This window comes from Saccharothrix sp. 6-C, assembly GCF_016695385.1.
GTDB lineage: Bacteria > Actinomycetota > Actinomycetes > Mycobacteriales > Pseudonocardiaceae > Actinosynnema > Actinosynnema texasense.
The window spans coordinates 306,695-332,772 of sequence record NZ_CP064192.1 but is presented as its reverse complement, the minus strand read 5'-3'; the positions used below and the strand labels follow the sequence as shown (position 1 = coordinate 332,772).

General features: G+C 71.9%; 27 protein-coding genes. 9 read left to right on the top strand and 18 right to left on the bottom strand.

The window, feature by feature from the left end; genetic code table 11:
• Nucleotides 1–13: 13 nt before the first annotated feature.
• The 4 genes from IOD16_RS01615 to IOD16_RS01600 all read right to left on the bottom strand — a co-directional run bounded on the left by IOD16_RS01615 (nucleotide 14) and on the right by IOD16_RS01600 (nucleotide 5,826).
• Complete coding sequence (locus IOD16_RS01615) at nucleotides 14–1,366, bottom strand: MFS transporter (RefSeq protein WP_123744003.1); 1,353 nt, start codon at nucleotides 1,364–1,366, stop codon at nucleotides 14–16.
• A 100-nt stretch (nucleotides 1,367–1,466) separates the two neighbouring features.
• Complete coding sequence (locus IOD16_RS01610) at nucleotides 1,467–2,909, bottom strand: FAD-dependent oxidoreductase (protein WP_201438612.1); 1,443 nt, start codon at nucleotides 2,907–2,909, stop codon at nucleotides 1,467–1,469.
• The gene (locus tag IOD16_RS01605) at nucleotides 2,906–4,879 is read right to left on the bottom strand and encodes a molybdopterin oxidoreductase family protein (RefSeq protein ID WP_201441144.1); all 1,974 of its coding nucleotides are present in this window, start codon (nucleotides 4,877–4,879) and stop codon (nucleotides 2,906–2,908) included. Before IOD16_RS01605 ends, IOD16_RS01610 begins: the two co-directional genes overlap by 4 nt.
• Nucleotides 4,880–5,031: 152 nt before the next feature.
• Entirely contained in the window at nucleotides 5,032–5,826 is a 795-nt protein-coding gene (locus tag IOD16_RS01600; protein ID WP_236594679.1) for a TIGR02569 family protein, read from the bottom strand.
• Nucleotides 5,827–5,992: 166 nt separating this feature from the next.
• Between IOD16_RS01600 and IOD16_RS01595 the strand changes: the two genes are divergently transcribed.
• Nucleotides 5,993–6,151 (top strand): hypothetical protein, encoded by a 159-nt coding sequence (locus IOD16_RS01595; protein WP_201438610.1) that lies wholly within the window; start codon nucleotides 5,993–5,995, stop codon nucleotides 6,149–6,151.
• 63 nt (nucleotides 6,152–6,214) lie between these two features.
• Here the strand turns inward: IOD16_RS01595 and moeZ are convergent, their stop codons facing one another.
• The 3 genes from moeZ to IOD16_RS01580 form a co-directional block, all read right to left on the bottom strand.
• Nucleotides 6,215–7,387, bottom strand: coding sequence for an adenylyltransferase/sulfurtransferase MoeZ (moeZ, locus tag IOD16_RS01590; RefSeq protein WP_123744008.1), 1,173 nt, complete (start codon nucleotides 7,385–7,387; stop codon nucleotides 6,215–6,217).
• 261 nt (nucleotides 7,388–7,648) lie between these two features.
• Nucleotides 7,649–8,674 (bottom strand): DUF3152 domain-containing protein, encoded by a 1,026-nt coding sequence (locus IOD16_RS01585; RefSeq protein ID WP_201438609.1) that lies wholly within the window; start codon nucleotides 8,672–8,674, stop codon nucleotides 7,649–7,651.
• Nucleotides 8,675–8,756: 82 nt separating this feature from the next.
• Nucleotides 8,757–9,740 carry an alpha/beta fold hydrolase gene (locus tag IOD16_RS01580; protein ID WP_201438608.1) on the bottom strand — a complete coding sequence of 328 codons (984 nt, stop codon included), beginning with the start codon at nucleotides 9,738–9,740 and terminating at the stop codon, nucleotides 8,757–8,759.
• A gap of 140 nt (nucleotides 9,741–9,880) precedes the next feature.
• Here IOD16_RS01580 and IOD16_RS01575 point away from each other — a divergent pair, with 140 nt between their 5' ends.
• Nucleotides 9,881–10,528 carry a TetR/AcrR family transcriptional regulator gene (locus IOD16_RS01575; RefSeq protein WP_201438607.1) on the top strand — a complete coding sequence of 216 codons (648 nt, stop codon included), beginning with the start codon at nucleotides 9,881–9,883 and terminating at the stop codon, nucleotides 10,526–10,528.
• A gap of 204 nt (nucleotides 10,529–10,732) precedes the next feature.
• Here IOD16_RS01575 and IOD16_RS01570 read toward each other — a convergent pair whose 3' ends face one another.
• Nucleotides 10,733–11,632: an alpha/beta fold hydrolase gene (locus IOD16_RS01570; RefSeq protein ID WP_201438606.1), complete on the bottom strand. Its 900-nt coding sequence runs from the start codon at nucleotides 11,630–11,632 to the stop codon at nucleotides 10,733–10,735.
• Entirely contained in the window at nucleotides 11,629–12,528 is a 900-nt protein-coding gene (locus IOD16_RS01565) for an AurF N-oxygenase family protein (protein ID WP_201438605.1), read from the bottom strand. Before IOD16_RS01565 ends, IOD16_RS01570 begins: the two co-directional genes overlap by 4 nt.
• A 68-nt stretch (nucleotides 12,529–12,596) precedes the next feature.
• On the opposite strand from IOD16_RS01565, the gene IOD16_RS01560 reads away from it, so the two are divergent.
• Together IOD16_RS01560 and IOD16_RS01555 are read left to right on the top strand one after the other, a co-directional pair.
• Nucleotides 12,597–13,331, top strand: a complete 735-nt coding sequence (locus tag IOD16_RS01560) for a TetR/AcrR family transcriptional regulator (RefSeq protein WP_201438604.1) — start codon at nucleotides 12,597–12,599, stop codon at nucleotides 13,329–13,331.
• Nucleotides 13,331–13,633, top strand: a complete 303-nt coding sequence (locus IOD16_RS01555) for a DUF4873 domain-containing protein (protein ID WP_201438603.1) — start codon at nucleotides 13,331–13,333, stop codon at nucleotides 13,631–13,633. The genes IOD16_RS01560 and IOD16_RS01555 overlap by 1 nt, the downstream gene beginning before the upstream one ends.
• A 98-nt stretch (nucleotides 13,634–13,731) precedes the next feature.
• Here IOD16_RS01555 and IOD16_RS01550 read toward each other — a convergent pair whose 3' ends face one another.
• Nucleotides 13,732–13,962, bottom strand: a complete 231-nt coding sequence (locus tag IOD16_RS01550) for a DUF3107 domain-containing protein (RefSeq protein WP_201438602.1) — start codon at nucleotides 13,960–13,962, stop codon at nucleotides 13,732–13,734.
• 41 nt (nucleotides 13,963–14,003) lie between these two features.
• Nucleotides 14,004–14,699, bottom strand: coding sequence for a ferritin-like fold-containing protein (locus IOD16_RS01545; RefSeq protein WP_201438601.1), 696 nt, complete (start codon nucleotides 14,697–14,699; stop codon nucleotides 14,004–14,006).
• A gap of 353 nt (nucleotides 14,700–15,052) precedes the next feature.
• On the opposite strand from IOD16_RS01545, the gene IOD16_RS01540 reads away from it, so the two are divergent.
• The 3 genes from IOD16_RS01540 (at nucleotide 15,053) to IOD16_RS01530 (ending at nucleotide 19,571) form a co-directional block, all read left to right on the top strand.
• A complete protein-coding gene (locus IOD16_RS01540; RefSeq protein WP_201438600.1) occupies nucleotides 15,053–16,696 on the top strand; it encodes a DEAD/DEAH box helicase in 1,644 nt (547 codons plus the stop codon).
• 494 nt (nucleotides 16,697–17,190) lie between these two features.
• Nucleotides 17,191–18,606, top strand: coding sequence for an Rv3212 family protein (locus tag IOD16_RS01535; RefSeq protein ID WP_201438599.1), 1,416 nt, complete (start codon nucleotides 17,191–17,193; stop codon nucleotides 18,604–18,606).
• A gap of 92 nt (nucleotides 18,607–18,698) precedes the next feature.
• Nucleotides 18,699–19,571 carry an alpha/beta fold hydrolase gene (locus tag IOD16_RS01530; RefSeq protein ID WP_201438598.1) on the top strand — a complete coding sequence of 291 codons (873 nt, stop codon included), beginning with the start codon at nucleotides 18,699–18,701 and terminating at the stop codon, nucleotides 19,569–19,571.
• A 15-nt stretch (nucleotides 19,572–19,586) separates the two neighbouring features.
• Here the strand turns inward: IOD16_RS01530 and IOD16_RS01525 are convergent, their stop codons facing one another.
• Genes IOD16_RS01525 through IOD16_RS01505 form a run of 5 tightly spaced genes read right to left on the bottom strand, consistent with a single transcriptional unit; the run spans nucleotide 19,587 to nucleotide 22,432 of the window.
• A complete protein-coding gene (locus IOD16_RS01525; RefSeq protein WP_201438597.1) occupies nucleotides 19,587–19,889 on the bottom strand; it encodes a hypothetical protein in 303 nt (100 codons plus the stop codon).
• A 10-nt stretch (nucleotides 19,890–19,899) separates the two neighbouring features.
• Nucleotides 19,900–20,739 (bottom strand): RecB family exonuclease, encoded by an 840-nt coding sequence (locus tag IOD16_RS01520; RefSeq protein WP_123744019.1) that lies wholly within the window; start codon nucleotides 20,737–20,739, stop codon nucleotides 19,900–19,902.
• A 46-nt stretch (nucleotides 20,740–20,785) separates the two neighbouring features.
• Complete coding sequence (locus tag IOD16_RS01515) at nucleotides 20,786–21,643, bottom strand: PHP domain-containing protein (protein WP_123744020.1); 858 nt, start codon at nucleotides 21,641–21,643, stop codon at nucleotides 20,786–20,788.
• A 31-nt stretch (nucleotides 21,644–21,674) separates the two neighbouring features.
• Nucleotides 21,675–22,235 carry a PH domain-containing protein gene (locus IOD16_RS01510; protein WP_123744021.1) on the bottom strand — a complete coding sequence of 187 codons (561 nt, stop codon included), beginning with the start codon at nucleotides 22,233–22,235 and terminating at the stop codon, nucleotides 21,675–21,677.
• 38 nt (nucleotides 22,236–22,273) lie between these two features.
• On the bottom strand, nucleotides 22,274–22,432 hold the full coding sequence (locus IOD16_RS01505; RefSeq protein ID WP_170185132.1) for a hypothetical protein: 159 nt from the start codon (nucleotides 22,430–22,432) through the stop codon (nucleotides 22,274–22,276).
• 142 nt (nucleotides 22,433–22,574) lie between these two features.
• Between IOD16_RS01505 and IOD16_RS01500 the strand changes: the two genes are divergently transcribed.
• Nucleotides 22,575–22,988 (top strand): NUDIX hydrolase, encoded by a 414-nt coding sequence (locus tag IOD16_RS01500; RefSeq protein ID WP_123748119.1) that lies wholly within the window; start codon nucleotides 22,575–22,577, stop codon nucleotides 22,986–22,988.
• A 14-nt stretch (nucleotides 22,989–23,002) separates the two neighbouring features.
• Here IOD16_RS01500 and IOD16_RS01495 read toward each other — a convergent pair whose 3' ends face one another.
• Together IOD16_RS01495 and IOD16_RS01490 are read right to left on the bottom strand one after the other, a co-directional pair.
• Nucleotides 23,003–24,088 carry a DUF2332 domain-containing protein gene (locus IOD16_RS01495; protein ID WP_201438596.1) on the bottom strand — a complete coding sequence of 362 codons (1,086 nt, stop codon included), beginning with the start codon at nucleotides 24,086–24,088 and terminating at the stop codon, nucleotides 23,003–23,005.
• Between the two features lie 25 nt (nucleotides 24,089–24,113).
• Complete coding sequence (locus IOD16_RS01490; protein ID WP_201438595.1) at nucleotides 24,114–24,638, bottom strand: MaoC family dehydratase; 525 nt, start codon at nucleotides 24,636–24,638, stop codon at nucleotides 24,114–24,116.
• Nucleotides 24,639–24,932: 294 nt separating this feature from the next.
• On the opposite strand from IOD16_RS01490, the gene corA reads away from it, so the two are divergent.
• Entirely contained in the window at nucleotides 24,933–26,009 is a 1,077-nt protein-coding gene (gene corA / locus IOD16_RS01485) for a magnesium/cobalt transporter CorA (RefSeq protein WP_123744024.1), read from the top strand.
• Nucleotides 26,010–26,078 lie beyond the last annotated feature (69 nt).

The window sequence follows — 26,078 nt, the reverse complement described above, 5'->3', positions numbered from 1 at the left end:
AGCGTTGTGTGCGTCACACCCCGGCGTAGGCGAGGCTCGGCACGCGGGCGAAGACCCGCCGCCGCAGGTAGAACCACCAGGTGGTGGCCAGGCAGAGGCCGTAGAACACGAGGAACGCGGTGAGCGCGGGCGCGAGCGTCTTGCTGCCCTCGAGGGAGAACTTGAACACCAGGTTGACCAGCACGCCGCCGAACGCGCCGATCGCGCCCGCGATGCCGACCACGGCGGCGGCCTGCCGCTTGGCGGAGCGGATGTCGTCGGTCTGCGCGGCGAAGATCGCCGGGATCATCCGGTAGGTCGAGCCGTTGCCGATGCCGGCCAGCACGAACAGCGCGATGAACGAGCCGAAGAACAGCGCGAAGCTGCGGACCTCGATGCTGACCAGCAGGCCGACCGTGCCGACGGCCAGGCCGACGAACACGGCCACGGTGATCCGCGCGCCGCCGAACCGGTCGGCGAGCCAGCCGCCGAACGGCCTGCTCACCGAGCCGATGAGGGCGCCGAGGAAGGCCAGCGCGACGAAGCCCTTGTACTCGACGAAGCTCAGCTTGATCAGCGACGGGAACGCGAACGAGAAGCCGATGAACGAGCCGAACGTGCCGATGTACAGGAACGACATCACCCACGTGTGCTTGTTCGACATGGCCTTCTTGTACGACGAGCCGTCCGGCTTGGCCTGGGTGAGGCTGTCCATCAGCGACCACGCGCACGCCGCCGCGACCACGACGAACGGCATCCAGACGAGCGCCGCGTAGGCCAGGTTGATGCCCGTGCCCAGCGAGATGACGATCGGCACGACCAGCTGCACCATCGCCACGCCGAGGTTGCCGCCCGCCGCGTTCAGGCCGAGCGCCAGGCCCTTCTTGCCCTCCGGGTAGAAGAACGAGATGTTCGCCATGGAGGAGGAGAAGTTGCCGCCGCCGAAACCCATCGCGGCCGACGTGAGCAGGAAGAACCAGTACGGCGTGCCGGGGTCCGACACCGCGATCGCCAGCATCGTGGTGGGGATCAGCAGCAGGCCGGCGCTGATGGTGGTCCACGCCCGCCCGCCGAACCTCGGCACCGCGAACGTGTAGGGGATGCGCAGCACCGCGCCGACCAGGTTCGGCACGATCAGCAGCCAGAACGTCTGGCCGACGCTGAAGCTGAAGCCGACCTGGCCGAGGCTCACCACCACGATGCTCATCAGGCTCCACACCGTGAAGCCCAGGTTCTCCGCCAGGATCGAGAAGACCAGGTTCTTGCGGGCGATCCGCTTGCCCCGCGCCTCCCAGAACGACGGGTCTTCCGGCTCCCAGTGCTCGATCCACCGACCGCCGCGCTTCGCCTGCGGCGCAACGCCCTCGGTCTCCACCACCGTGCTCATTGGACCCTCCCGGACACCGATTTCCCGTTGTGGGAACCGTAAGAACGGCCCGTTACCCCGACGTTCGGACAGGTGTCGTCGGCGGCAACTCCCCCGCACATCACGCGGACTGGGGCTGTGAGGCCGCGAGCCAGTCGACGATCCCGCAGACCGCGTCCTTGCAGCCGCCGCAGCCCGTGCCGGCCCGGGTGACCTCGGCGATCGCGGACAGCGTCGTCGCGCCGCCCCGCCAGGCGCTGACCAGCTGCCCCTTGCTGACCGTGTTGCACCGGCACACCACCGCGGCGGCGGGCAGGTCGGCGGGGCTGGCCTCGTTCTCGGCGGGCAGCGCGCGGCCCAGCAGCAGCGCGAGCCGGTCGGTCGGCGCGGGCAGGCCGCGGTCGAACAGCTGGGTGATGGCCGCCGCCGCGTCCGGTGCGCCGAGCACGATCGCGCCGGTGACCTTGTCGTCGCGCAGCACGAGCTTGGCGTACCGGCCGCGCGCCGGGTCCTGGAAGCACAGCACCTCGTCGTCGGCCGAGTCGACGCCCACGTGCACGTCGCCCAACGCGGCCAGGTCGACGTCGCGGGCCTTGAGCCTGGTCACGACGGTGGTGCCGGCGTAGCGGGCGGCCGGCGCGACGCCGGTGAGCCGGTCGGCGAGCACGGCCGCCTGCTCCCACGCGGGCTGCACCAGGCCGGACACGGTGCCGACGTGCTGGGCGCAGTCGCCGATGGCGTGCACCCTGGGGTCGCTGGTGCGCAGCGCGTCGTCCACCAGGACGCCCCGGTCGACGTCGATGCCCGCCTGCTCGGCCAGGCCGGTCTCCGCGCGCACGCCCGCCGAGACGACGACCAGGTCGGCGGGCACGTGCGTGCCGTCGTCCAGCTCCAGGCCGTCGCCGGGCGTGTACCTCGCGGCCAGCACGCCGAGCCGGAACTCGATGCCCAGGCCGTTCAACGTGGTCGCCAGGACCCGGCCCGCGCCCGCGTCGAGCTGCCGTTCCATCAGGTGCCCGACCGGGTGCACCACGGTGACCAGGCAGCCCCGGCCGGCGAGGCCGCGGGCGGCCTCCAGCCCGAGCAGCCCGCCGCCGAGCACCGCGACCGGCGTGCCGGGCGAGGCCTTCGCCACGATCTCGGCGCAGTCGTCCAGCGAGCGGAACGCCACCACGCCGGAGGCCAGGTCGCCGTTGCCGTCGAGCAGGCCGGGCGTCGGCGGCACCCACGAGCGTGAGCCCGTGGCCAGCACCAACGCGTCGTAGGGCACCTCGGTGTCGTCGACGTGCACGACCCGGCGGGTGCGGTCGATCTTGGTGACGGCGCCGCCGAGCCGCAGGTCGACGTGGTGCTTGGCGGCCCAGTCGGGGTCGTGCAGCCGCACCGCGTCGGGCGTCAGCGACCCGGCCACCACGCTGGAGAGCAGCACCCGGTTGTACGCGTGGTGCGACTCGTCGCCCAGCACGGTCACCGAGACGCGCTCCGCCTTCGGGTCGCGGTGGCGGATCTCGTCGGCCAGCCGGGCGCCGGCCATGCCGTAGCCCACGATGACAACGTTCCTCATACCGACTCCAATCGGACCGCGCACACCTTGAACTCGGGCATCCGGCTGGTCGGGTCCAGCACCGGGTTGGTCAGCAGGTTGGCCCGGCCCTCGCCCGCGTAGTGGAAGGGCAGGAACACCACGTCGATCCGCATCGAGGGCACGCAGCGCACCCGCGCCACGGTCCGGCCGCGCCGCGACACGACGGCCGCCATGCCGCCGTGGTCCAGGCCCGCCCTGGCCGCGGTGTCCGGGTGGACCTCCACGTACGCCTCGGGCTCGGCCTTGGTCAGCTCGGGCACCAGCCGGGTCTGCGCGCCGGACTGGTAGTGCTGCAGCACCCGGCCGGTGGTCGCCTGCAACGGGTAGTCGGCGTCGGGCAGCTCGGCCGGGCCGCGGTGCTCGACGGGGACGAACCTGGCGAGGCCGTCGGCGTGGGCGAAGCGGTCGAGGAAGTTGCGCGGCGTGCTGTCCCGCACGACGGGCCAGTGCAGGGCCTCACCCCGGCGCAGTCGCTCGTAGGTGACGCCGGAGTAGTCGGCGACGCCACCCTCGGACGCGAGCCGCAGCTCCTCGAACACCACCTCGGGTTCGGTCGGGAACCGCTCGGCGGGCTGGCCGAGGCGGGTGGCCAGGCCGTGCAGCACGTCCAGGTCGCTGCGCACGCCTTCCGGCGGCGCCACCGCCACCTGGCGCAGCAGGACGCGGCCCTCCAGGTTCGTCATCGTGCCGCTCTCCTCGGCCCACTGCGTGACCGGCAGCACGACGTCGGCGACCGCGGCCGTCTCCGACAGCACCAGGTCGGCGACGACCAGCAGGTCCAGCGCCCCGAGCCGGTCGGCGACGTGCTGCGAGCGCGGCGCGGAGACGATGACGTTGCTGCCGAACACCAGCAGCGCCTTGGGTCCGCCGGGCTGCCCGAGCGCGTCGAGGAGCTCGTAGGCCGAACGGCCCGGTCCGGGCAGGTCGTCGACGCCCCAGACGCCCATCACGTGCTCGCGGGCCGCCGGGTCGTCGATCTTGCGGTAGCCGGGGAGCTGGTCGGCCTTCTGGCCGTGCTCGCGCCCGCCCTGCCCGTTGCCCTGGCCGGTGAGGCAGCCGAACCCGGAGTACTCGCGGCCGGGCAGGCCCAGCGCGAGCGCCAGGTTGATCCACGCCGACACGGTGTCCGCGCCGCTGGCGTGCTGCTCGGTGCCGCGGCCGGTGAGGATGAAGGCGTTGTGCGCCTCGGCCAGGATGCGCACCGCCGCCCGCTGGTCGGCGACCGGCACGCCGGTGACCCGCTCGACCCGTTCGGGCCACCACGTCGCGGCGACGCGCCAGGCGTCGTCGAAGCCGGTGGTGCGCTCGTCGAGGTACTGCTTGTCCAGGTAGCCGTCGGCCACGGCGGTGTGCAGCAGGCCGAGCGCCAGCGCGAGGTCCGTGCCGGGCGCGGGTTGCAGGTGCAGGGTGGCCAGCTCGGCGGTGGGCGTGCGCCGGGGGTCGATGACGATCAGCTCGGCGTTCTTGAGGTGCTGCACGAACGGCGGCATGGTCTCCGCCGGGTTGCCGCCGACCAGCAGGATCGCGTCCGCGTGGTCGAGGTCGGTGACCGGGAACGGCATGCCGCGGTCCAGCCCGAACGCCTTCAGGCCCGCGGCGGCGGCGCTGGACATGCAGAACCGGCCGTTGTAGTCGATCTGGGAGGTGCCCAGCGCGACCCGGGCGAACTTGCCGAGCAGGTAGGACTTCTCGTTGGTCAGCCCGCCGCCGCCGAACACGCCGACCGAGTCCGGCCCGTGCTCCTCGCGCAGCTCCGCGAGCTTGGCCGCGATCAGGTCCAGCGCCTCGTCCCAGCCGGCCGGCCGGAGCTCGCCGTCGCGGCGGACCAGCGGCGTGGTCAGCCGCGCGGGCGAGGTCAGCAGCTCGGCCGACGTCCAGCCCTTCTGGCACAGCCCGCCGCGGTTGGTCGGGAACTCCCGCGGCGACACCTTGCCGTTCTCGATGGTCATCGCGCATTGCAGCGCGCAGTACGGGCAGTGCGTGTCGATCCTGCGGGAGTCGGTCACGTGCCCGACGGTAAGAACCGGCTGTTAACGCCAGACCGCGGATTGTTTCGTCCACGCGAACTTGCCTGCTCAGCTACGGCGCGTTGAGGGTGAGGTCACAGCAGGTCGACGACGAGTGCGGCCGTTCGCTCCAGGCCCGCCAGAGATTGTCTGCTCGAACGGGGGTGCAGGGCGTGGACCGCGAGCCGGAACAGGGTGGCTCGCAGGAGGATTTGCGGCCACTCCTCCAGGTGCGCCCACCGCTGGAGCAGACCGTGATCCGCGCCACCCCAGGCGAGCGCGTCGACCACGACGACGGCCGCGCCGTAGGGCGCGGGACGCCAGTAGGCGGCGAAGTCGATGATCGCCGGCGCGGCGTCGCCCGCGAAGAGCACGTTGCCGAACAGGTCGCCGTGGACCACCTGCGGCTTGAGCGCGACCGGCTCGCGGCGGGCGGCGGTCAGGTCGAACAGCCGCCCGCCGAGGTCGGGGTCGAGGTCGGCCTTCTCCTCGTCCCACGCGCAGCGGTCGGCGGTGGCGAACAGGTCGACGCGCGCGTCCAGGAACCGGGGCCTGGTCAGCTCGGCGGTCGCCCGGTGCAGCTTCACCGCCACGTCCACGACCTCGTCGTGACGCGGCTCGGCGCGGCCCGACAGGTACTTGGTCGCCGCCCAGCCGCCGACCACGTACCGACCGTCGGTGGAGCGCAGCGGCCTGGCCACGCGCAGGTTGTCGACGTCGAGCGCGTCGAGGGTCTTGGCCACCCAGGTGGCCTCGGCCGGTTTGCCCGCGGGCCGGATCGCCGCGTCGCCGCACCGCCACACCGGTCCGCCGTCGATCAGCTCCGGCTCGGCGTCGCGCGCGCCGAACGCGGCGCGCACGTGCGACGGCGGCGGCTCCGGAGTGGTCACGGCCGGCACGCTACCTGCACCGGGCCTCCCGTTGGTGGACCTCGGGCGTTCGAACACGTGGTGTCCACGCATTCGGCCTAACCGCATTATTGCGGTCTCGGTAGGAGGATTTGGTCTGTGACCGACGCCACGCAGGCCCGGCGCCCTGGCCGACCTGGTCACCGGGGTGCGGTTCACCGAGGTCGGCCTGCACCTGCCCGAGGTGGACCTGGCGGCGGCCTCGGACCTCGCCGAGCCGCCGGCCTTGGTGGTGCGGTTCGACCGGCCGTTCCTGCTGGTCGTGCGCCACCGGGGCACCGCCTGCCGCCGTTCCTGGCCGAGATGACCGAGCCGTGAGCGCACGACGCCGGGGCGGCCTCTGAGGGCAGCCCCGGCGTCGTGGGTCGGCTCAGTACGTCGGCAGGGAGGGGTCGACCTCGCGCGCCCAGGCGAGCACGCCGCCGCCCACGTGCACCGCGTCCTTGAACCCGGCCTGGTGCAGCACGGCCAGCGCCTCGGCCGAGCGGGCGCCCGACTTGCAGTGCAGCACGACCTGCTTGTCCTGCGGCAGCTCCGCGAACGCCTCGCCCGACAGGATGCGGTCCTTCGGGATGAGCACCGAGCCCGGGATCTTCACGATCTCGTACTCGTGCGGCTCGCGGACGTCCACCAGCAGGAAGTCCTCGCCGCTGTCCTGCTTCTGCTTCAGCTCCAGCGGCGTGATCGTGTTGCCCGCGGCGGCCTGCTGCGCGTCGTCGGACACGACACCGCAGAACGCCTCGTAGTCGATCAGCTCGGTGATCTTCGGGCTCTCCGGGTCCTTGCGGATCTTGATCGTCCGGTAGGACATCTCCAGGGCGTCGTAGACCATGAGCCGGCCGAGCAGCGGGTCGCCGATGCCGGTCAGCAGCTTGATCGCCTCGGTGACCATGACCGAGCCGATCGACGCGCACAGCACGCCCAGCACGCCACCTTCCGCGCACGACGGCACCATGCCGGGCGGCGGCGGCTCGGGGTAGAGGTCGCGGTAGTTCAGGCCCTGGCCGTTCGGCGCGTCCTCCCAGAACACGCTGACCTGGCCCTCGAACCGGTAGATCGAGCCCCACACGTACGGCTTGCCCAGCAGCACGGCCGCGTCGTTGACCAGGTACCGGGTGGCGAAGTTGTCCGTGCCGTCCAGGATCAGGTCGTAGTCGCGGAAGATGTCGAGCGCGTTCTCCGAGTTCAGGTGGGTCTGGTGCAGCACCACCTTCACGAACGGGTTGATCTCGGCCACCGAGTCCCGGGCCGACTCGGCCTTGGGCTTGCCGACGTCGGACTGACCGTGGATGACCTGCCGCTGGAGGTTCGACTCGTCGACGATGTCGAAGTCGACCACGCCCAGCGTGCCGACACCCGCCGCCGCGAGGTAGAGCAGGGCCGGGCTGCCCAGGCCACCCGCTCCGACGACCAGGACCTTCGCGTTCTTCAGCCGCTTCTGCCCGTCGACCCCGACGTCCGGGATGATCAGGTGGCGGCTGTAGCGCGCTACTTCTTCCTTGGTCAGCTCCGCTGCGGGCTCCACGAGCGGCGGAAGCGCCATCTGAGTCCTCCTCGACGAAACATGTCCTCTACCGACGGACAACACCAGCCTGCCCGTCCGTCTTCCCCGATGGGAAGTCGTCCCAAGCCTCGGGACACCCCACCTCACACCTCTGTGTGGCCTTCACCGCCACCTCACCGCGAGGTCGCGTCGGGCGTCCGAGTCTCCTTTCCCGGCGATCACGCTTTTCGATCGCCGGGAAACGAGGCTCGGACGCCCGACTTCCGGCGACCTCGCCGCGACGCCGGAGGCGGCGCCATGTCACTGCGCGTTCGGGAACGGGTTGGGGGTGCAGACCAGGCCGTTGGCCTCGACCGCGTACCGGTTGGAGGAGTCGACCGAGTTGAGCTGGGCGACGTAGTCGTTGGCCACCCCGAACGACTGCTGCATCATCACCGGGGCGGCTTTGCCGTTCTCCTTGCAGCCTTCGTGCGGGTTCTTGAGCACGTGGCCGACTTCGTGGTTGATCGCGTACGTCCGGTATGCGCTGAGGTCGCTGCCGTAGACCTTGCCGCCGCGCACCCACCGGGCCACGTTGATGACGACCCGCTCGGTGCCGGGGTGCCAGCAGGACGACTCGAACTGGATCTGGAACCCGCACAGGGCGTGGGTGGTCCCGGTGGTGGTCAAGCTCACGGTGAAGTCGACCGGTCCGCCTTCGACGCGCTGCATGGTGACCTGGCCGGTGCCGACCCAGCTGCGGGGGTCGGCGAGGATGCCGTCGACCGTGCGGGCGAATGCTTCGCGGTCGCCGTTGTAGTCCGCGGGTTCGACGCCGTCCTCGATGGCGATCGCGTACTTGTAGAGCTTGCCGCCCGTGCCTGCCGGCTGGGTGCCGCCCGGCACCACGGCGAACGTGCCCGCGCCTTGTTCGGAGAACTTCGGCCCGTCGGGCAGCTGCGCGGTGGGGAAGTTCTTGAGGTCCACGTCGACCGGCGGTTTCTCGGTCGCTTCGGGCGGCCCGGAGGTGGCCGGCGGCGTGGGCGGGCCGGTGGTCGGGTTCGTCCCGCCGTCGGCGGAGGTCGACGGCGCGGCGGTGTCGAGCACGACCAGCGCGGTGAGCACGAGCAGCACGGGGATGGCGTAGATCCGCCAGCCGTAGCCGGCGATCAGCCCTTTCAGGCCCCGGCGGCGCTTGCGGCGGCGGCGACCGGCCGGTTCCCAGGCCGCGGCGAGCGGTTCGGCGCCGGTGCGGCGCGTGCCGCGGCGGTAGCGCTCTTCGGACAGCGGCGGCGGGCCATCAGAGGACGGCGCCGTGTCACGCGCGCCCTGCGACGTCCGGTTCACGGCAACCAGGGTGCCACAACCGCGACCGGGCGGCGGACTCCAGGTGACCTGCGCGTCCCCGGTCGGCTGAACGGGTCGCGGGTCACCACGCCTGCCGTTCGACCGCTTCCCACATGCCTGTCACGGCGCGCGCCACGGACACGGGTCGTTCCATCTGCGCCACGTGCCCGGTGCGCGGCAGCACGAGCAGCCGGCCGCGCGGGAGCAGCCGGGCGACCCTGGGTGCTTTGCGCACGCTGACCAGCCGGTCTTCGGTGCCCCACACGACGAGCGTCGGCGCGGTGATCCTCGGCGGCAGCTGCCACATCGACTTCGACCTCGGCACCAGCCACGAGCGGATCAGGTCGACCGTGCTGGCGCTGAGCGCGCCGCCCGCCCAGGCCTGCGCGGACCGCTCGGTGTACTCGTGCTCGCTCTGCTCGATCCGGTCGGCCGGCACCGCGTCGGGGTCGGCGAAGCACAGCCGCAGCATCTGGTGGGTGCGTTCGCGTGGCGTCATCGCGGCCAGGCGGGCCTGCACGCGCGGGCCGACGACCGGCAGGAACGCCAGCGGCAGCCGCCGGTCCGACACCCGGCTCAGGCTCGGCCGCAGGTCGGGGACGGCGGGCGACACGAGGGTGAGGGTGCGCACCAGGTCGGGCCGGGCGGAGGCGGCGATCAACGTGATCGCGCCGCCCATGGAGTTGCCGAACAGGTGCACGGGGCCGGCGCCGAGCGACTCGATGTACTCGATGACGACCCGCGCGTGGGTGGTCATCCGGAAGTCGTAGCCGTCGATCGGCTCGGACCGGCCGAACCCGGGCAGGTCCAGGGCGTGGCCCTCGACGTGCTCGCGCAGCTGTGCCGCCAGGTCGGTCCAGTTGGTCGCCGAGCCGCCGAGCCCGTGCACGTAGACCGCCTTCGCCCCGGCCGGTCCCGCGGTGCGGCGGACGTGCACGCTGTGCCCGCCCACCTCGACGTAGTCACCAGGCCACGGCTGGATCGTTGTGTCCAGTGGAGGTAGCGGCGCGGTGGACAGGGGCACGTGGGTGATGGCGGTCCTGCGGGCCTCCAGCGTCTCGGTCACCACCCCAGGATGCCTGGCCGGGCGTCCTACGAAACGAGAAGCTTTCCCGGAACGCAGCTACCAGCGAGTAAGGTTGCCGGCGAGCCGGAAGGGCAACCCCCTTCCCGGTTGCGCGAAGTGATTGGTTGGCTGGAGGCACCATGACGGAGACGACCCAGACTGCGGTCGGGCACCACGGCGGCGCGGCGGGGCGGGGTGTACGGCTCCCGCGGACCGCTCGGCGTGCCCAGTTGCTGGCCGCGGCGCAGGACGTGTTCGTGACCAACGGCTACCACGCCGCCGCGATGGACGAGATCGCGGAACGCGCGGGGGTCAGCAAACCGGTCCTCTACCAGCACTTCCCCGGCAAGCTTGAGCTGTACATGGCGCTGCTGGAGTCCCACGTGGACGAGCTGGTGAACCGCGTGCGCGGTGCGCTGGCGTCCACGACGGACAACAAGCAGCGGGTGAAGGCCGCGGTCGCCGCGTTCTACGACTTCGTGGACGGCGAGGGCCAGGCGTTCCGGATGGTGTTCGAGTCGGACCTGCGCGGCGAGCCGGCGGTGGCGCGCGCCGTGGAGCGGGCGACGACCGACAGCGTGGAGGCCATCACCGACACGATCACCGCCGACGCGGGCCTCGACGAGCACCGCGCCCGGCTGCTCGCGGTCGGCTTGGTGGGGTTGTCGCAGGTCACGGCACGTGCGTGGCTGGCCGACGACCGGAAGCTCGCGAAGGAGGACGCGGTCGCCCTGATCTCGAACCTCGCCTGGCGGGGCATCGGCGGCGGCTTCCCGTTGCAGCACTGAGCCCCGTTGCGGCGCTGAGCCGGGGGGCGTCCGCGCGGTAAGGGCCGCCCCCGACAAGCGGCCCTCACCGGCGATCACCGCCGCGCCGAGTTGTCCACAGGTCGTCGTGGACGCGCGGTGGTTGTCGGTGGCTGCCGGCAGGATCAAGACAAGGGTTCCCCTTCGCGGGGGTACCCCTGGTGGTGGCGGCCCTCGACCGGTTGCTCACAGCAGCGCGGTGATGTGCGCTGTGACCTCTCGCGCCCTCTCCAAGGGCAGCATGTGGCCGGCGCCCAGGTGGATCACCAGCTCGGCGTGCGGCAGCTCGTCCGCCAGCACCCGCGCGTGCCGCAGCGGCGTGAGCCGGTCCTCCGCGCCCGCCAGCACGACCGCGCGGACACCCGCCAGCCCGGCCAGCGCCTCGCGCCGGTCGTGCCCGTCGAGCGAGTCGCGGAACCCGACCATGCTCACCGGGTGGCACCGGCCGACCATCGCGGCCGTCATGGCGACGTCCCGCCACGACGGGCGCTTGCCGAACAGCAGCCACCGCAGCCCCGGCCGGACCATCTCGGTGCGGGTGAGCAGCACGGGCCGGCGCGACCGGGCGATCCGCCGGTTCACCGCCTTCTCCCCCGCCACGAACGCCCGGCCCACCGCGCCCGGCAGCCCCAGCGTCGACCCGGCCAGCTCACCCGACGAGGTGGCGACCAGGACGACCCCGTCGACGCGGTCGAGCAGCGAGGGGTGCTGCTCGGCCAACGCCATGATCGTCATGCCGCCCATCGAGTGCCCGGCCAGCACGAGCCGGCCGGTCGGCACGAGGGCCGCGACCAGCTCGGCCAGGTCGTCGGCGCACCGCGCGATGGTGGCCGTGCCCGGGGCCGCGGGCGCCGAGCGGCCGTGACCCCGGTGGTCGTACCGCAGCACGCGCCCCGGCAGCCCCGACGCCACGAGGTCCCACGACGTGTGGTCCAACGTCCAGCCGTGCAGCAGCACGGTGGTCACCTCGGCGTCCCGCGGCCCGGTGTCCACGACGTGCAGCGCCGTGCCGTCGGAGGTCGTGTACCGGCCGGCCTCCCCGGCCCGATCGCCGCCCACGGCGACGGCGGCCGTCCCGGCGTTCATCCGAGCAGGAACGAGCGGCGCCACGCGCTCATGCCCGGCTTGCCGACCAGACCGACCTCGTCCAGGAACTTCATGATCCGCTCGCCCGACCAGCGGATGCTCTCCCGCCAGTGCGGGTTGGCCAGCGCCGCCTTGTGCGCCTGCTCCTTGTCCAGCCCCACGGCCGCGTACACGTCCGGGTTGATCAGCGACCGGGTGATGAACATGGACGTGGTCGCGATCAGCCACCGCTGGTAGGGCAGCTCCTTCCGGGTCAGCCCGGCCATGCCGCGCACGACCTCTTCCCGCGCGAACCGCACGTGCCGGGCCTCTTCGAGCACGTGGATCCGGTTGACCATGCGCACCAGCGGCTGCACGGTCTCGTCGGCCATCGTCTCGCGCTGGAGCCGGTCCAGGATCTCCTCGGCGACCAGGATCGACCCGTAGAGGGCGGGCCCGTAGCCGATCACCGGCAGCAGCTTGCCCAGCTGGTAGGTGTACTGGCCGGGCCCGTAGGGCGGGCAGCCGATCGTCTCGACCATCCGGGCGAACATCGTCGAGTGCCGGCACTCGTCGGCGATCTCGGTCAGCGCGTACTGCGCGTGCTTGGTCGTCGGGTCCGAGCGGTAGACCTCCTTGAGCAGCATCTGCATCAGCAGGATCTCGAACCACAGGCCGACGCTGGCCACGCTCGCGACCTCGTGCCGGGACAGGTCCACGCGCTGGTCCGGGCTCATCCGGTCCCACAGCTCGGTGCCGTACAGCGAGCACCGGTGCTCCGGCGTGAACCGCAGGCCGTCGACCAGGGGCGCGGACCAGTCGATGTCCACCTCTGGGTCGTAGAACTTGTCGGCCGAGGAGTTGAGCAGACGCTCGGCGGTCTTCTCGCGATCCGCGACCTTCAAGGCCTTCGTCATCGGTGGTCCCTCCCGGGGAGAGTTATCTGTAACTTGAGGTAACGGTTACTTCTGGTAGCGTGCGTCACATGGCTCGAACTGTCAAGGGCGGAACCGACGCCCGCCGGGAACGGTGGAAGGGTCACCGCGAAGCGCGGCGCGCCGAGTTCGTGGAGGCCACCATCCGCGCCGTCGCCAAGCACGGCCCGGACGTGGGCATGGACGAGATCGCCGCCGAGGCGGGCGTCAGCAAGCCGGTGCTCTACCGGCACTTCGCCGACAAGTCCGACCTCTACCTGGCCGTGGGCCGGCGCGGCACCGAGATGCTGATGGACAAGATGGGCCCCGCGATCGACCTCGACGGCCCGATCCGGCCCCGCATCCAGGGCATCGTCGACGCGTACCTGTCCGTGATCGAGGAGCACCCCAACCTGTACCGGTTCGTGGTGCGCAAGTCGTTCACCGACCGGCCGGTCGAGCAGGACGTCGTCAACGAGGACAAGCAGCTGATCGCGGCGGCCCTGGCCCGGCTGCTCGGCGACTACCTGCGGGCGTTCGACATGGACTCCGGCGGCGCCGAGCCGTGGGCGCACGCGCTGGTCGGCATGGTGCAGAACGCCGGCGACTGGTGGCTCGACCGGCAGTCCATGACCCGGGCGAGCCTGAGCGACTACCTGACCACGATCATCTGGCACGCCATCGACGGCCTGCTCCGCTCCGCGGGCGTGGCACTCGACCCGGACGAGCCGCTGAGCACCGGGTTCGCCGACGGCGACCGGCCCGAAGGACCCCGGCTGCGGGTCGTCGACGTCGAGGAGGCGTGATGTCCGAAGAGCACGAGCACGACGAAGAGGGCTACACCGGCGCGGCCGTGCTGGTGTTCGACGAGCGGGAGGTGCCGGTCGACGTCGAGCTGCGCGGCTACTTCCAGCCCATCGACGGCCGCTACCACTGGTACGGCCGGGTCGGCGCGAACGAGCAGGTCACCGAGCTGGTGGAGGGTGGCGCGCGGACCGCGCTGCTGCGCACCCCCGACGGTTCGGCGACCGGCGCGCTGACCGACCGCGACCCGTGGCTGCGCTACCGCGTGGCGGGCACCTCGACGCCGCCGTTCAAAGTCGGCTGATCACCGGGGCCGGAGAACGCGAAAGGGCACCCGATCGGGTGCCCTTTCGCGTGCCCGGTCGCCCGGGCCCGGAGTTCACTCGGCCCAGTGCCGCGCGCTCAGTCGCCGGAGATGAACCCGACCCGGCGCGAGTCGCTCGGCCCGATCTCCACGTACGCGATGCGCGCCGCCGGCACCAGGTAGCGGGCGCCCTTCTGATCGATCAGCACGAGCTGCCCGGTGCCCGCCTTCAGCGCGTCCTGGACCTGCGCCTCGACCTCTTCGGGGGTGAGCCCGCTGGACACCACGAGCTCCCGCGGGCTGTCCGCGATCCCGACCCTGACCTCCACGCTGACCTCCGTGCGGCGTTGATGGCTTTCGAACACCAACCCTAGCCGAGCCCGAGGGCCGACATGCGCCGCGTGTGGCTCTGCTGGAGGCGTCGGAACAGCGCCGCGATGCCCGCGAGGTCGCCCGAGCCGCGCACGATCAGCTCCGCCAGCCCGTCGCGCTCCGCCACCACGTACTGGGCCTGCGTCAATGCCTCGCCGAGCAGCCGGCGACCCCACAACGTGAGCCGGTCTCGCAGCTTCGGGTCGTCGTCGCAGGCGGACCGGACTTCGCGCTCGGCGAACGCCGAGTGACCCGTGTCGGCCAGCACCGCGAGCACCAGCTCCTTCGTCGGCTCGTCCAGCCACTCGGCGACCTCGCGGTAGAAGTCGGCCGCCAGCGCGTCCCCGACGTAGGCCTTGACCAGCGACTCCAGCCACGAGCGCGGCGCCGTGGAGGCGTGGAAGCCGTCGAAGCCCGCGGCGAACGGCCGCATGGCCTCCTCCAGCGAGTGGCCGCGCTCGGCCAGGTAGCGGTCCAGCAGCGCGTAGTGGCCGATCTCGGCCGCCGCCATCTGCGACAGGGCGGCGCGCCCGGCCAGCGTGGGCGCGGTCCTGGCGTCCTCGGCGAGCCGGTCGAACGCCGACAGCTCGCCGTACGCGAGGGCCCCGAGCAGGTCGACGACGCCCTCCGCCACCTGGTCCGCGCCGCCCACCGCAACCTGGTCCACCGCTGCACCCACTCCCCGGTCGCTCATGCCACGGAGCCTAGTCGCGTGTCGTCGGCGACACCCCAGGCACGCGAATCCGCACTCACGGCCGCGAACCAGCCCGATCGGCCTAGTCGGCGGGTAGACTCGACAGATGACGCCCGGCGCGGCGCGGCCCAGTGGGGGCTCGCAGCGGTGCCGAAGGCTGAACTGCGGCGGCACCGTGCCGCCAGGAGAGGGTGCGCGCACACACCTCGCTGGCCCTCCCGCGACCCGCCCGGCCCCCTAGCGGTGGTCGAGTGGCGGTGACGCGGTCGAGCGGCCCGTACAGGCCGTGGCGCGCTGGTACGAGAGAGGCGATCACCCTGACCGCGACGAACGAAGAGACCCATGTCGACCCGGTGGCCTTGGAGCACAGCGAGGCAGGTGTCCCCGAGGACGACACCTCGCACCCGCTCGTGGCCGACGCCCCGGTCAAGTCCGATTCGCCCACGTTCGGCGAGCTGGGGGTGCGCGAGGAGATCGTGCGCTCCCTGGCCGAGGCGGGCATCCACCGCACGTTCGCCATCCAGGAGCTGACGCTCCCGCTGGCGCTGGCCGGCGACGACGTCATCGGCCAGGCCCGCACCGGCACCGGCAAGACGCTGGGCTTCGGCATCCCGCTGCTGCAACGGATCGTCACCCCCGGTGACGGCACGCCGCAGGCGCTGGTCGTCGTGCCGACGCGCGAGCTGTGCCTCCAGGTCACCCACGACCTGACGGACGCGGCGAAGCACCTCAACGTGCGCGTGCTGGCCATCTACGGCGGGCGGCCCTACGAGCCCCAGATCGCGGCCCTGCGCAAGGGCGTCGACGTGGTCGTCGGCACCCCGGGCCGGCTGCTCGACCTGGCCGAGCAGCGCCACCTGGTGCTGGGCAAGGTGCGCGGGCTGGTGCTCGACGAGGCCGACGAGATGCTCGACCTGGGCTTCCTGCCCGACATCGAGCGGATCCTGCGCATGGTGCCCGACGAGCGGCAGACCATGCTGTTCTCGGCGACCATGCCCGGCCCGATCATCACGCTGGCGCGCACGTTCCTCAACCAGCCCACGCACGTGCGGGCCGAGGAGAACGACGCGGGCGCCATCCACGAGCGCACCGAGCAGTTCGTCTACCGGGCGCACGCGCTGGACAAGTCGGAGCTGCTGGCGCGGGCGTTGCAGGCGCGCGAGCGCGGCCTGTCGATGGTGTTCACCCGGACCAAGCGCACCGCCCAGAAGGTCGCCGACGACCTGGTCGAACGCGGTTTCGCCGCCGCGGCCGTGCACGGCGACCTGGGGCAGGGCGCGCGCGAGCAGGCGCTGCGGGCGTTCCGCTCGGGCAAGATCGACGTGCTGGTGGCCACCGACGTGGCGGCCCGCGGCATCGACGTCGAGGGCGTCACGCACGTGATCAACTATCAGTGCCCCGAGGACGAGAAGACCTACGTCCACCGCATCGGCCGCACCGGCCGGGCGGGGCGCACGGGTGTCGCGGTGACGCTGGTCGACTGGGACGAGATGCCCCGGTGGAAGATGATCAGCGACGCGCTCAACCTGGGCAAACCGGAACCGGTGGAGACGTACTCGACGTCGGACCACCTGTTCGCGGAGCTGGACATCCCGGCGGGCTCGACCGGTCGGCTGCCGCTGGGGCTGCGCACGCGCGCGGGCCTGGACGCCGAGCCGGAGGAGAACCTCAAGGGCGAGAAGAAGACGCGCAAGCGCCGCCGCACCGGCCGGTCGGGTGACGCGGCTCCGGCCGCCGAGTCCGGCGCCGGCAGCGGTGGCAGCACCACCGGTTCCGGTTCGGGCGAGGAAGGCGGCACCAGGCCGCGCAAGCGCCGCCGCAGCCGCGGTGGCGTGTCGGCCGCCGGCGAGGGCGGCGGGACCGCCGAGGCGTCCGCCGAGGTCACCGCGGGCGCCCCGGAGTCGTCGGCCACCCCGGCCGGTGACGCCGACCGCCCGCGTCGTCGCAGGCGCCGCCGCACCGGCGGCGACTCCACCGAGCCCGCGGCGGCCGAGTAGGGGATGATCGTGGTGGGCAGCGCGGGCACGAGCGCTGCCCGGCCCGATCAGCCACACGATCGGGTGATCATGGCCTGAAATTGTACGGAAACACCGTTACCGCACCTCGGTTGAAACGAGGAGCCCCGAACCAACCCCGGCCCCTGGCCAACCCGCCCACCGCCACCACGGCGACCCGGGTCCGCCAGGAGACAGCGGCACACCCCGCCGCGACCGGCCACCACCCGGAACGGAACCGGCCCGGACCGCGAGGACCGGGCCGCCGGGAACGGGCGGGTGGAAGTGCGCGACCGGGGAACGGGTGGCCGGGAAACGGGTGGCCGGGATCGGGCGGCTGGGAACGGCCGCCGGGAACTGGCCCGGGGATCGACCGCCGAGAACTGGCAGTCAGGCCGCACCCACCAGGCAGGACGGGCGGGCGCGCGCGGTTGCGGGAGGTCGCGGGCAGCGGTAGGGCCGCCGCCTCACACCGACCTCTTCCCGGTGGTGGCAGCATGTCGCCAGACGAACGCGACAGATCACCGACCATCGGGAGCCGGGCAGTGGGCCAGCCGGAGCAGGCGGAGTCGAACGGGCAGGTCGTGCTGGACGGGGAAGACGTCCTGGCGCAGCCCGTCGAACCCCAGGTCGAGCCGCACGACGACGGCCGCGAGCCGCACGACGCCGATCCGCACGGCACCGAGCCGCACGAGCCGGTGCCGTCCAGGTCGTGGCGCACCAGGGGCGACTTCATCGGCCTGACCCTGGTCGTGGTCGCGGTGCTGGTGGCGAGCCTCGTGCTGTGGCTGACCAGCGACGCCCGCAACACCGTCAGCCAAACGGGTCCGTCCGAGATCACCCCGTTGCAGCCCGTCACCGCGATGCCGCCGACGCTGTCGGAGATTTGGCGTGCGCCCAGTGGGGCGACACCTGTTCCGGTGAACCTCGACTCGGTTGTCGTCACGGGTGACGGCGGCGAGGTGGTCGGCCGCGACGCGTTCACCGGCGACGTCCGCTGGCGCTACGCCCGCGACCTCCCCTTGTGCACGGTCACCACGGCCTGGGGCCGGGTGTTCGCGGCGCACCGCAAGGACACCAACTGCTCCGAGATCACCACCCTCGAGACGGCCTCCGGCAAGCGCGGGCCGCAGCGCAACGGTGACGCCGAGTTCGGCACCCGCCTGCTCAACGAGGGCTCGCACGTGCTCACCACGGGCGGGACGTACGTCGAGGTCTACCGCCGCGACGACCTGGTCCGCTCGATGGAGTACGGCGCCCTGCGCGCGATCGTGAACCCGAACAAGCAGCCGCGCACCGGCTGCACGTACCACTCGTTCGCGGTCACCGGCGGCAAGATCGCGATGATCGAGCGCTGCCCCTCCCTCGACCCGTCCGACCGCCTCACCATCCTCAAGCCCAACCCCGAGAAGTCCGACGAGCCGCAGGTCATCACCTCCACCGTGACCGGTGAGAACGGCGCGCGGGTGGTCGCGGTGACGGCGAACCGGGTCGCGCTGGTCGTGCCGGGCCGGCTCGTGGTGTTCGACTCCGAGACGGGCTCCTCGATCGGCAGCTACCCGGTCGACGTCACCGCCGAGGAGCTCGCGGGCGACCCGCCGGGACGGGTGGCGTCGACGTTCACCAGCACCGCGAACGTCTACTGGTTCACCGGGTCGAAGACGGTGGCGCTGTCGCTGACCGAGCTGAACCCGCTGTGGACCGCGACCGGCACGCTCGGCGCGGGCACCACGCTCGCCGGCCGGCTGCTGCTGCCGGTCGACGCCGGGCTGAAGGTGCTCGACCAGATCACCGGCGAGGAGGTCGCGTCGATCCCGGTCGACCGCGGCGACCACACCGGCCCGGTCGAGATGGCCACCGAGGGCCCGGTCGTGCTGGAGCAGCGCGGCGGCACGCTCGTCGCCCTCCGCTGAACCCCCGGAACCACGCCCGGCACCACGCCGCGCGGCGTCCACTGCGGTAACGCGTCACGCGCACGAGCGGCCGGTGCGGCAGACTGCCAGACGTGCACTCGCAGTTCAGCCCGCACCGGGCGCAACGCGTGGACCTGCCCGGCAGGCACGGGCCCGTCGCGGCCCTCCACGCGCCCGCCGCCGGACCCGACCTCGGCGCGACCGCGCTGCTCCTCCCCGGCTACACGGGGTCCAAAGAGGACTTCGCGCCGCTGCTCGACCCGATCGCCGACGCCGGCATCGAGGTCGTGGCGATCGACCTGCCCGGCCAGTACGAGTCGCCCGGCCCGCCGGCCGAGTCCGACTACCGGCCCGAGGCGCTGGGCGGGGTGGTGGCCGAGCTGGCCGCGAAGCTGGCCGCCGAGGGCAGGCGGGTGCTGCTGCTGGGTCACTCGTTCGGTGGGCTCGTGGCGCGTGGCGCGGTGCTGGCGGGCGCGCCGGTGGCCGGGTTGACGCTGATGGCGTCCGGTCCGTCCGAGCTGCCGCCGGGTGAGCGCCGCACCGCCCTGGACTACGGCGAGATCGTGCTCCGCGAGCAGGGCATCGAGGCGTCGCAGCAGGTCAACGAGACCCGTTTGGCGCTCAACCCGCGCTGGCGGATGGTGCCGCAGGAGCTGAAGGACTTCTACCGCGAGCGGTTCGTCCGCTCGTCACCCGTCGGGCTGCTCGGCATGGGCGAGGCGCTGCGCGCCGAACCGGACCTGGTCGCCAAGCTGGCCCGCGTCACCCGGTCGAACGGCATCCCGTGCCTGGTGGTGTGCGGCGACCTGGACGACGCCTGGTCGTCCGCCGGGCAGCGGGACATGGCCGAACGCCTCGACGCCGACTTCGCCGTGCTGTCCGGCGTCATGCACAACCCGAACACCGAGGCGCCGGACGCCCTGCTGGCCACGCTGCTGCCGACCTGGCGCGCCTGGCTGTCCTGAGACCGGCCCGAGCCGCTAGGCCCACCAGAAGAACCACAGGGTCGACGCGGTCAGCAGCACGACCAGCAGGCCGCACCACACCACCGCCCAGCCGCGCCGGCGGTCGGCCACGACCTGCGCCACCACCGCGGCGGCGGCCGCCGCGCCGTGCCCGGCCACCACGGCGAGGCCCGGTCCGGGCAGGTCGTGGGCTCCCGCGTAGACCTGCACGCCGATCAGGGCCAGCGCGAGCAGCGCCAAGCCGACGGCGAGCGCGCCGCTGACGCCGCGCCACAGCCTGGCCAGGCGTGCTTCGGGTCCGCTGTCCACCATCGTCACGCGGCCAACTCTACGGCGCGAGCAACGACCACGGGTCGATCGTCGGCGCGGCCTGCCGGCCTTCGGGGCACGACCGGCGGAAGTCGCACCACGTGCACTGGTTGCCGGTGCGCGGCGGGAACAGGATCTCCGGGTCGCCGCCGGCTTCCAGCGTGTCGGTGGCCAGGCGCAGCTCGTCCGCCGCCTCCTCGGCCCGCGACACGTGCCGCCCCAGGCTCTCCTCGGTGTGCTCCCACACCGCCACGGTGCCCGTCGGCAGGTGGTGCAGCTCCACCCGGTGGCACGGCTTGCGCAGCGTCCGCCGGGCCGCCAGCGCGTACAGGGCCAGCGCCTGCGAGCCCCGCGCGTCGTCCACGGTCAGCGCGTGCCGCCCGGTCTTGTAGTCGACGATCACCAGCTCGCCGTCGCGCAGGTCGATCCGGTCGACCCGGCCCTCGGCGACGATCTTCGAGGTGGGCGTGGACACCCAGCGCTCGATGCCGACCGGTTCGATCGACGTGTCCAGCTCGGTGACGTAGTCGCGCACCCACCCGACCGCCCGGTCCCGGTACACGGCCGCCTGCTCGGCGTCGCGGAACCCGTCGTTCTTCCACTGCCGGTGCAGCAGCGCGACCGCCTGCTCGGGGGTGCGCCGCTGGGCGGGCAGGTCGAACAGCGCCTTCAACGCGTTGTGCACGACCGCGCCCAGGGTGTTGTGCGCCCACGCCCCGCCGCGCGGCGGCGACGGCCGGTCGAGGTAGGCCATGCGGAAGCGGCGCGGGCAGTCGGCCCACGTGGTGAGCTTCGCCGGCGTCACCCGCACGAGCTTCTTCGGCATCGCGCCGAAGTCGAACCCCAGCTGTTCCTGCACGGGCGCAACGCTACCGAGGGAGTCCGACAGTTCTCGCGGCGCTACCTCAACCGACCAGCACCTTGCACCCGGTTGCCCGGTCGGCCAGGGCGTCGAGCACGTCCGGTGACGTGGTCTCCGCGCCGAGGCGCACGGTCTTGTTGGTGCCGTGGTAGTCGCTGGACCCGGTGGTCAGCAGCCCCAGCTCCCCCGCCAGGCCGCGCAGCCGCGCGCGCGTCGGCGGGTCGTGGTCGGGGTGGTCGACCTCGACGCCGGCCAGGCCGAGGCCGGCGAGGTCGGCCACCACCTGGTCGGTCACGATCGGGCCGCGCGAGGTGGCGAACGGGTGGGCGAGGACGGTCACCCCGCCCGCCTCGGTGATCATCTCGATGGCCCGCGCCACGGGCGTGTCGGTGCGCGGCACGTAGTACCGGCCGCCGGTGAGGTACCGGGCGAACGCCTCGTCGACGGTGGACACCACGCCCGCCCGGATCAACGCCATGGCGAGGTGGGGACGTCCGGCGGGCGCGTCGGCGGGCATGGCCGCCATCAGCTCGTCGGGGTCGATGGGGAACCCGTCGTCGACCATCCGCTCGGCCATCCGGCGCAGTCGGTGTCGTCGTTCCAGGCGCAGCCGCTGCTGCTCCTCGACCAGCGCGGGCGAGGTGTGGTCGTACAGGTAGGCGAGCAGGTGGACGGTGATGACCCGGCCCCGGCCGTCGTCGGAGGCACAGGACAGCTCGGCGCCGCGCACCAGCTTCAAGCCGGGTGGCAGCGCGGTGGCCGCCTCCGCCCAGCCGGCAGCGGTGTCGTGGTCGGTGAGCGCGACCGCGGTCAAGCCGGTGGCGGCCGCGGCCGCCACCAACTCCGCGGGCGTGTCGGTGCCGTCGGACTCGGTCGAGTGGGTGTGCAGGTCGATGCGCACCCTGCCAGTCTCCACCACGGCCGGGTCTGACCTACGGCACCATCTTCTTGCCGCGCGCCGCCCGCTGCGCCTTGATCATCGAGAAGCGCTCCGCCTGGGCCTTCTTGTCGCCGAAGGTCAACTCCGAGATGGCGTCGTAGACCTCCTCGGGGTTGGGCAGGTACTCGATCCGGTTGAGGGCCTGGATCTGACCCGCCGACTCCACGACCAGGGTGCCGAAGCCGAACATGCGCCCGAGCACCGAACGCTCGTAGGTGAGGTCGGTGACCTTGCTGATCGGCATCATGGCGACCTTGGTCTCGAAGACCCCCGAGGAGATCATGAACCTCTTGTCGGTGACGACGATCCGCTCCACCCACCACTCCATGACGAAGTAGGCCAGCCTGAGCAGCACGAACAGCGAGGCGTACCAGAGGATGTTCTGGACGATGACCGCGTTGTCGGGCAGCAGGTAGGAGATCATCATGGCGCCGGCGAGCAGCGCGCCGGCCTCCAGGAGATCCCAGAGCAGGCTGCTCCAGTGCCTGCGTACCCGGATGACCCGACGCTCCGTGGGGAGCAGGTACTCGTCGGGGTCCCGTGGTGCGAACATGCCTGCGACCTCTCGCCGTGGGGGAGGAGTCGGGCGACTCAGAACAATTGTTTCACGAAGGTGATGAGCGCCTCAGCGGCTTCCCGAAGGGTGCCCAGGATGTTCTGCACCAGCTGAGCCGCTTGCTGAGGCTCTGCGATGAGGAAGAACAGGACCAAGCCGACCCCGGCGAAAGTGAGAATCTTCTTCAGATTCACGGTGATCAACCCCGTTCGCTACCGCACCCGTTTGGCGCCAGTGAAAACCGTTGTACCGCACTCCGCGACACGTCGGGAGATTTGTACCGCACTTGGGTCAGCGTCCTGCACCGCCAACCCGGTGTGACTACTCTTGGTAATCGTGACGGCCGAACGTGAGCCCCGGATCCGCTGTGTCGGTGGCATCGTCCATGACTCGAACGGGCGACTGCTACTCGTGCGGAGGGGCAATGCTCCAGGTGAGGGACTGTGGTCGATACCGGGTGGCCGAGTCGAGCCCGGCGAGTCCGACGAGACCGCAATCGTGCGGGAACTGCGCGAGGAAACGGGACTCTCCGTAACCGTCGGGGCGTTGGTGGGCAGCGTCACCCGCACGGCGCCACGCGGCGTCTACGAGATCCACGACTACGCCTGCCAGGTGCGATCCGGCGTGCTCCGACCAGGCGACGACGCGGTGGACGCGCGCTGGGTCGACGCTGCGATCTTGGCCACACTCCCACTGACCGAGATGCTGCGCGAGACCCTCGAAGCCTGGGGCCAACTACCCCGTTCGTGAACGGCCTCCCCCGTTCAGGGGAGCCATACCAACCGTTGGCCGTGCGGCGCCGTCCTCGCCAACGCCTGCGCCGACCGCACCTCGCCGCCCTCGAACCGGACGAGCCCGACCACGCCGAACGCCGGGTCGTCCGGGCCGGGGCGCAGGTCGTCCCGGCCGGGCAGCACGTGCGCCAGGCCCGCCGCGTAGCCCTCGTGGCTCAACCACCACACCGGGCGGCCGAGGTCGCGCAGCGCGGCCACGAACTCCTCCCCCGCCAGGTACGGCAGGACGTTGCTGGTCAGCACCACCAGCGGCAGGTCCTCGGGCACGCGGGCGGCGGCCGCGCCGAGGTCCGCCACCGCGTCGCCGACCACGAACTCCGGCGGCGACTTGCGCTGCACGGTCGCGGCCACGCCGAACAGCCGCAGCCGCTCCGGCTGGTCGGCCCACACGCACGCCTCGAGCCACGCGTAGGTGTCCTCGTCGGTCAGGTCGGCGGGCGCCCGGTCCAGCCCCACCTTGGCCGCGATCTTCACCGTTTTGGGGATCTTGGGCAGCTCCGCGCCCGGCGCCAGCTCCAGCGCGCAGTGCAGCCCGAGCGCGGCCTTGGCCGGCCCCGCGACGAGCTGCCCGGCCTGCTGGGTCTGGTAGCGGTAGCCGTACTGGTCGAGGCCGAGCAGCAGGCCGGCCGAGCAGCCGGCCTCCAGCAGCCCGACCGGCCCCTTGACGCGCGCCAGCGCCGGGTAGAGCAGCGTGGCCCGCCGCACCTCGTTGGTCTGCACCGAGCGGGTGGCGACCAGCTCGCGCACCTTGTCGGCGCGGTCGAGCACGAACTCCCGGAACAGCCGCCAGGTGCTCTCGTCCGCGCCGTACGTGCCGCCGAGCGAGGGGTAGTAGTCGGACAGCCGGTGGAACGGCTCGGCCTGCACCAGCCGGTGCGCCGCCGCCAGGAGCAGGGTCGCGTGCGCGAACCGCTCCGGGGCGGCGGTCAGCAGGCCGGCGACCTCCGGATCGTCGGCGGCGTGGGAGGCCAGGTGCTCGTAGAGCGGCGAGACGCCGTGCGCCTCGCTCCTGGCGAACCGGGCCAGTCGTTGCCGCACCAGATCCAGCGAGGTCACGTCACTCCCTTGTCTAATCGCCGGCTCAGCCGGCCGAGGGTTCGGGCCTGCCCGGCTGCTCGCCGCCGCGCGCCGCACCGGTCGCGTTCCCGGGCGCGTAGGAGCGCTTGGGCACCATGACCTTCCGGCGGAACACGCAGACGACCGTTCCATCCTGTTTGTACCCGCGCGTCTCGACGTGGACCACGCCGCGGTCGTCCTTGGACTTCGAGGGCGTCTTGTCCAGCACCTCGGTCTCACCGTAGATGGTGTCCCCGTGGAACGTGGGCTTGACGTGCTTGAGGGATTCCACCTCGAGGTTGGCGATGGCCTTGCCCGACACGTCGGGCACCGACATGCCCAGCAGCAGCGAGTACACGTAGTTGCCGACCACGACGTTCTTGCCGAACTCGGTGGTCTCCGCCGCGTAGTGCGCGTCCAGGTGCAGCGGGTGGTGGTTCATGGTGAGCAGGCAGAACAGGTGGTCGTCGTACTCGGTGACCGTCTTCCCGGGCCAGTGCTTGTAGACCGCGCCGACCTCGAACTCCTCGTAATAACGCCCGAACTGCACCGCACGCCTCCGTTGGCCGGCTACTGGTGGGGTCGGTGTGATCGAGGACCACGCCGACCGGGACGACAGTGTGAGCACCGGGGGAGTACCCTCGGCAACTGGTCTGTGAGCGACTACACCGCCGCGGCCAGTCGACCCGAGGAGGTGAGGACTACCGATGAGTAACGACCCCCATCCTGCGAGTACCTCGCGCGTCCTCATCGGGGAGCCGGCTTTCCACAGCTAGGCCCAGCGGTACCGGTCGGGACGTGCCGTCGTCGTTCGTCGAGTCGACGCTCCCCACCTGGAGGACCCGTGCCCAGCTTGCCCTCGCTCGGCGGCTTGAGAGGCCGCGCGCAGGAACGACCCCCGCTGCCCATCCCCGTGCCGCTCGCGCGGTACGTCGTGGACTGCGGCGTCTACGTCGACGGCAAGCGCCTGCCCGGCCGCTGGTCGCACGTCGACGCGGTCGAGGAGGTGCGCAAGCGCGGCGACGGGTTCGTCTGGATCGGGCTGCACGAGCCGGACGAGGAGCAGATCCAGGGCGTCGCGGACACGTTCGGGCTGCACGAGCTGGCCGTCGAGGACGCCGTGCACGCGCACCAGCGGCCCAAGCTCGAGCGCTACGACAACATGCTGTTCATGGTGCTCAAGACGGTCCGGTACATCCAGAACTCGTCGCCGGACACCGCCAACGAGATCGTCGAGAGCGGCGAGATCATGGTGTTCCTGGGCCGCGAGTTCGTGGTGACGGTCCGGCACGGCAACCACTCGGGGCTGGCGGCGGTGCGGCGCCAGCTGGAGGAGGAGCCGGAGCGGCTGCGCACGGGACCGGCCGCGGTGCTGTACTCGATCGCCGACCACGTGGTGGACAACTACCTCGACGTGACCGACCACATCGAGGACGACATCGACCAGATGGAGGCGCTGGTCTTCCAGCCGCGCAGCCGGGTCAGCGCCGACCAGATCTACCTGATGAAGCGCGAGGTGCTGGAGCTGCGCCGGGCGGTGATGCCGCTGGCCGTGCCGCTGCGGCGGTTGGCGGAGGGCTACACGCCGCTGATCCCCGAGCAGGTGCGCTCCTACTTCCGCGACGTGGACGACCACCTCACCGAGGTGTCCGAACGCGTGATCAACTTCGACGAGCTGCTCACCACGCTGGTCAACGCCGTGCTGGCGAAGATCACGCTCCAGCAGAACTCGGACATGCGCAAGCTCGCCGCCTGGGTGGCGATCATCTCCGTGCCGACCATGGTGGTCGGCGTGTACGGCATGAACTTCGACCACATGCCGGAGACGCACTGGAAGTACGGCTACCCCATGGTGATCGCCGTGATCCTCGTCGTCTGCCTCACCCTGTACCGAATATTCCGTCGCAACCAATGGCTCTGAGCCCCTTCACCCTCCCCAGCCAGCGACGGGACGTCCCCCCATGTCCAGAATGTTCACCAACCTGCGGTT

What these genes read in the sequence shown, in the direction of transcription:
- IOD16_RS01615 (WP_123744003.1), bottom strand. Translation starts at nt 1,366, where the DNA reads ATGAGCACGGTGGTGGAGACCGAGGGCGTTGCGCCGCAGGCGAAGCGC.
- IOD16_RS01610 (WP_201438612.1), bottom strand. Translation starts at nt 2,909, where the DNA reads ATGAGGAACGTTGTCATCGTGGGCTACGGCATGGCCGGCGCCCGGCTG.
- IOD16_RS01605 (WP_201441144.1), bottom strand. Translation starts at nt 4,879, where the DNA reads ATGACCATCGAGAACGGCAAGGTGTCGCCGCGGGAGTTCCCGACCAAC.
- moeZ (WP_123744008.1), bottom strand. Translation starts at nt 7,387, where the DNA reads ATGGCGCTTCCGCCGCTCGTGGAGCCCGCAGCGGAGCTGACCAAGGAA.
- IOD16_RS01575 (WP_201438607.1), top strand. Translation starts at nt 9,881, where the DNA reads ATGACGGAGACGACCCAGACTGCGGTCGGGCACCACGGCGGCGCGGCG.
- IOD16_RS01570 (WP_201438606.1), bottom strand. Translation starts at nt 11,632, where the DNA reads ATGAACGCCGGGACGGCCGCCGTCGCCGTGGGCGGCGATCGGGCCGGG.
- IOD16_RS01565 (WP_201438605.1), bottom strand. Translation starts at nt 12,528, where the DNA reads ATGACGAAGGCCTTGAAGGTCGCGGATCGCGAGAAGACCGCCGAGCGT.
- IOD16_RS01560 (WP_201438604.1), top strand. Translation starts at nt 12,597, where the DNA reads ATGGCTCGAACTGTCAAGGGCGGAACCGACGCCCGCCGGGAACGGTGG.
- IOD16_RS01555 (WP_201438603.1), top strand. Translation starts at nt 13,331, where the DNA reads ATGTCCGAAGAGCACGAGCACGACGAAGAGGGCTACACCGGCGCGGCC.
- IOD16_RS01545 (WP_201438601.1), bottom strand. Translation starts at nt 14,699, where the DNA reads ATGAGCGACCGGGGAGTGGGTGCAGCGGTGGACCAGGTTGCGGTGGGC.
- IOD16_RS01535 (WP_201438599.1), top strand. Translation starts at nt 17,191, where the DNA reads ATGTCGCCAGACGAACGCGACAGATCACCGACCATCGGGAGCCGGGCA.
- IOD16_RS01510 (WP_123744021.1), bottom strand. Translation starts at nt 22,235, where the DNA reads ATGTTCGCACCACGGGACCCCGACGAGTACCTGCTCCCCACGGAGCGT.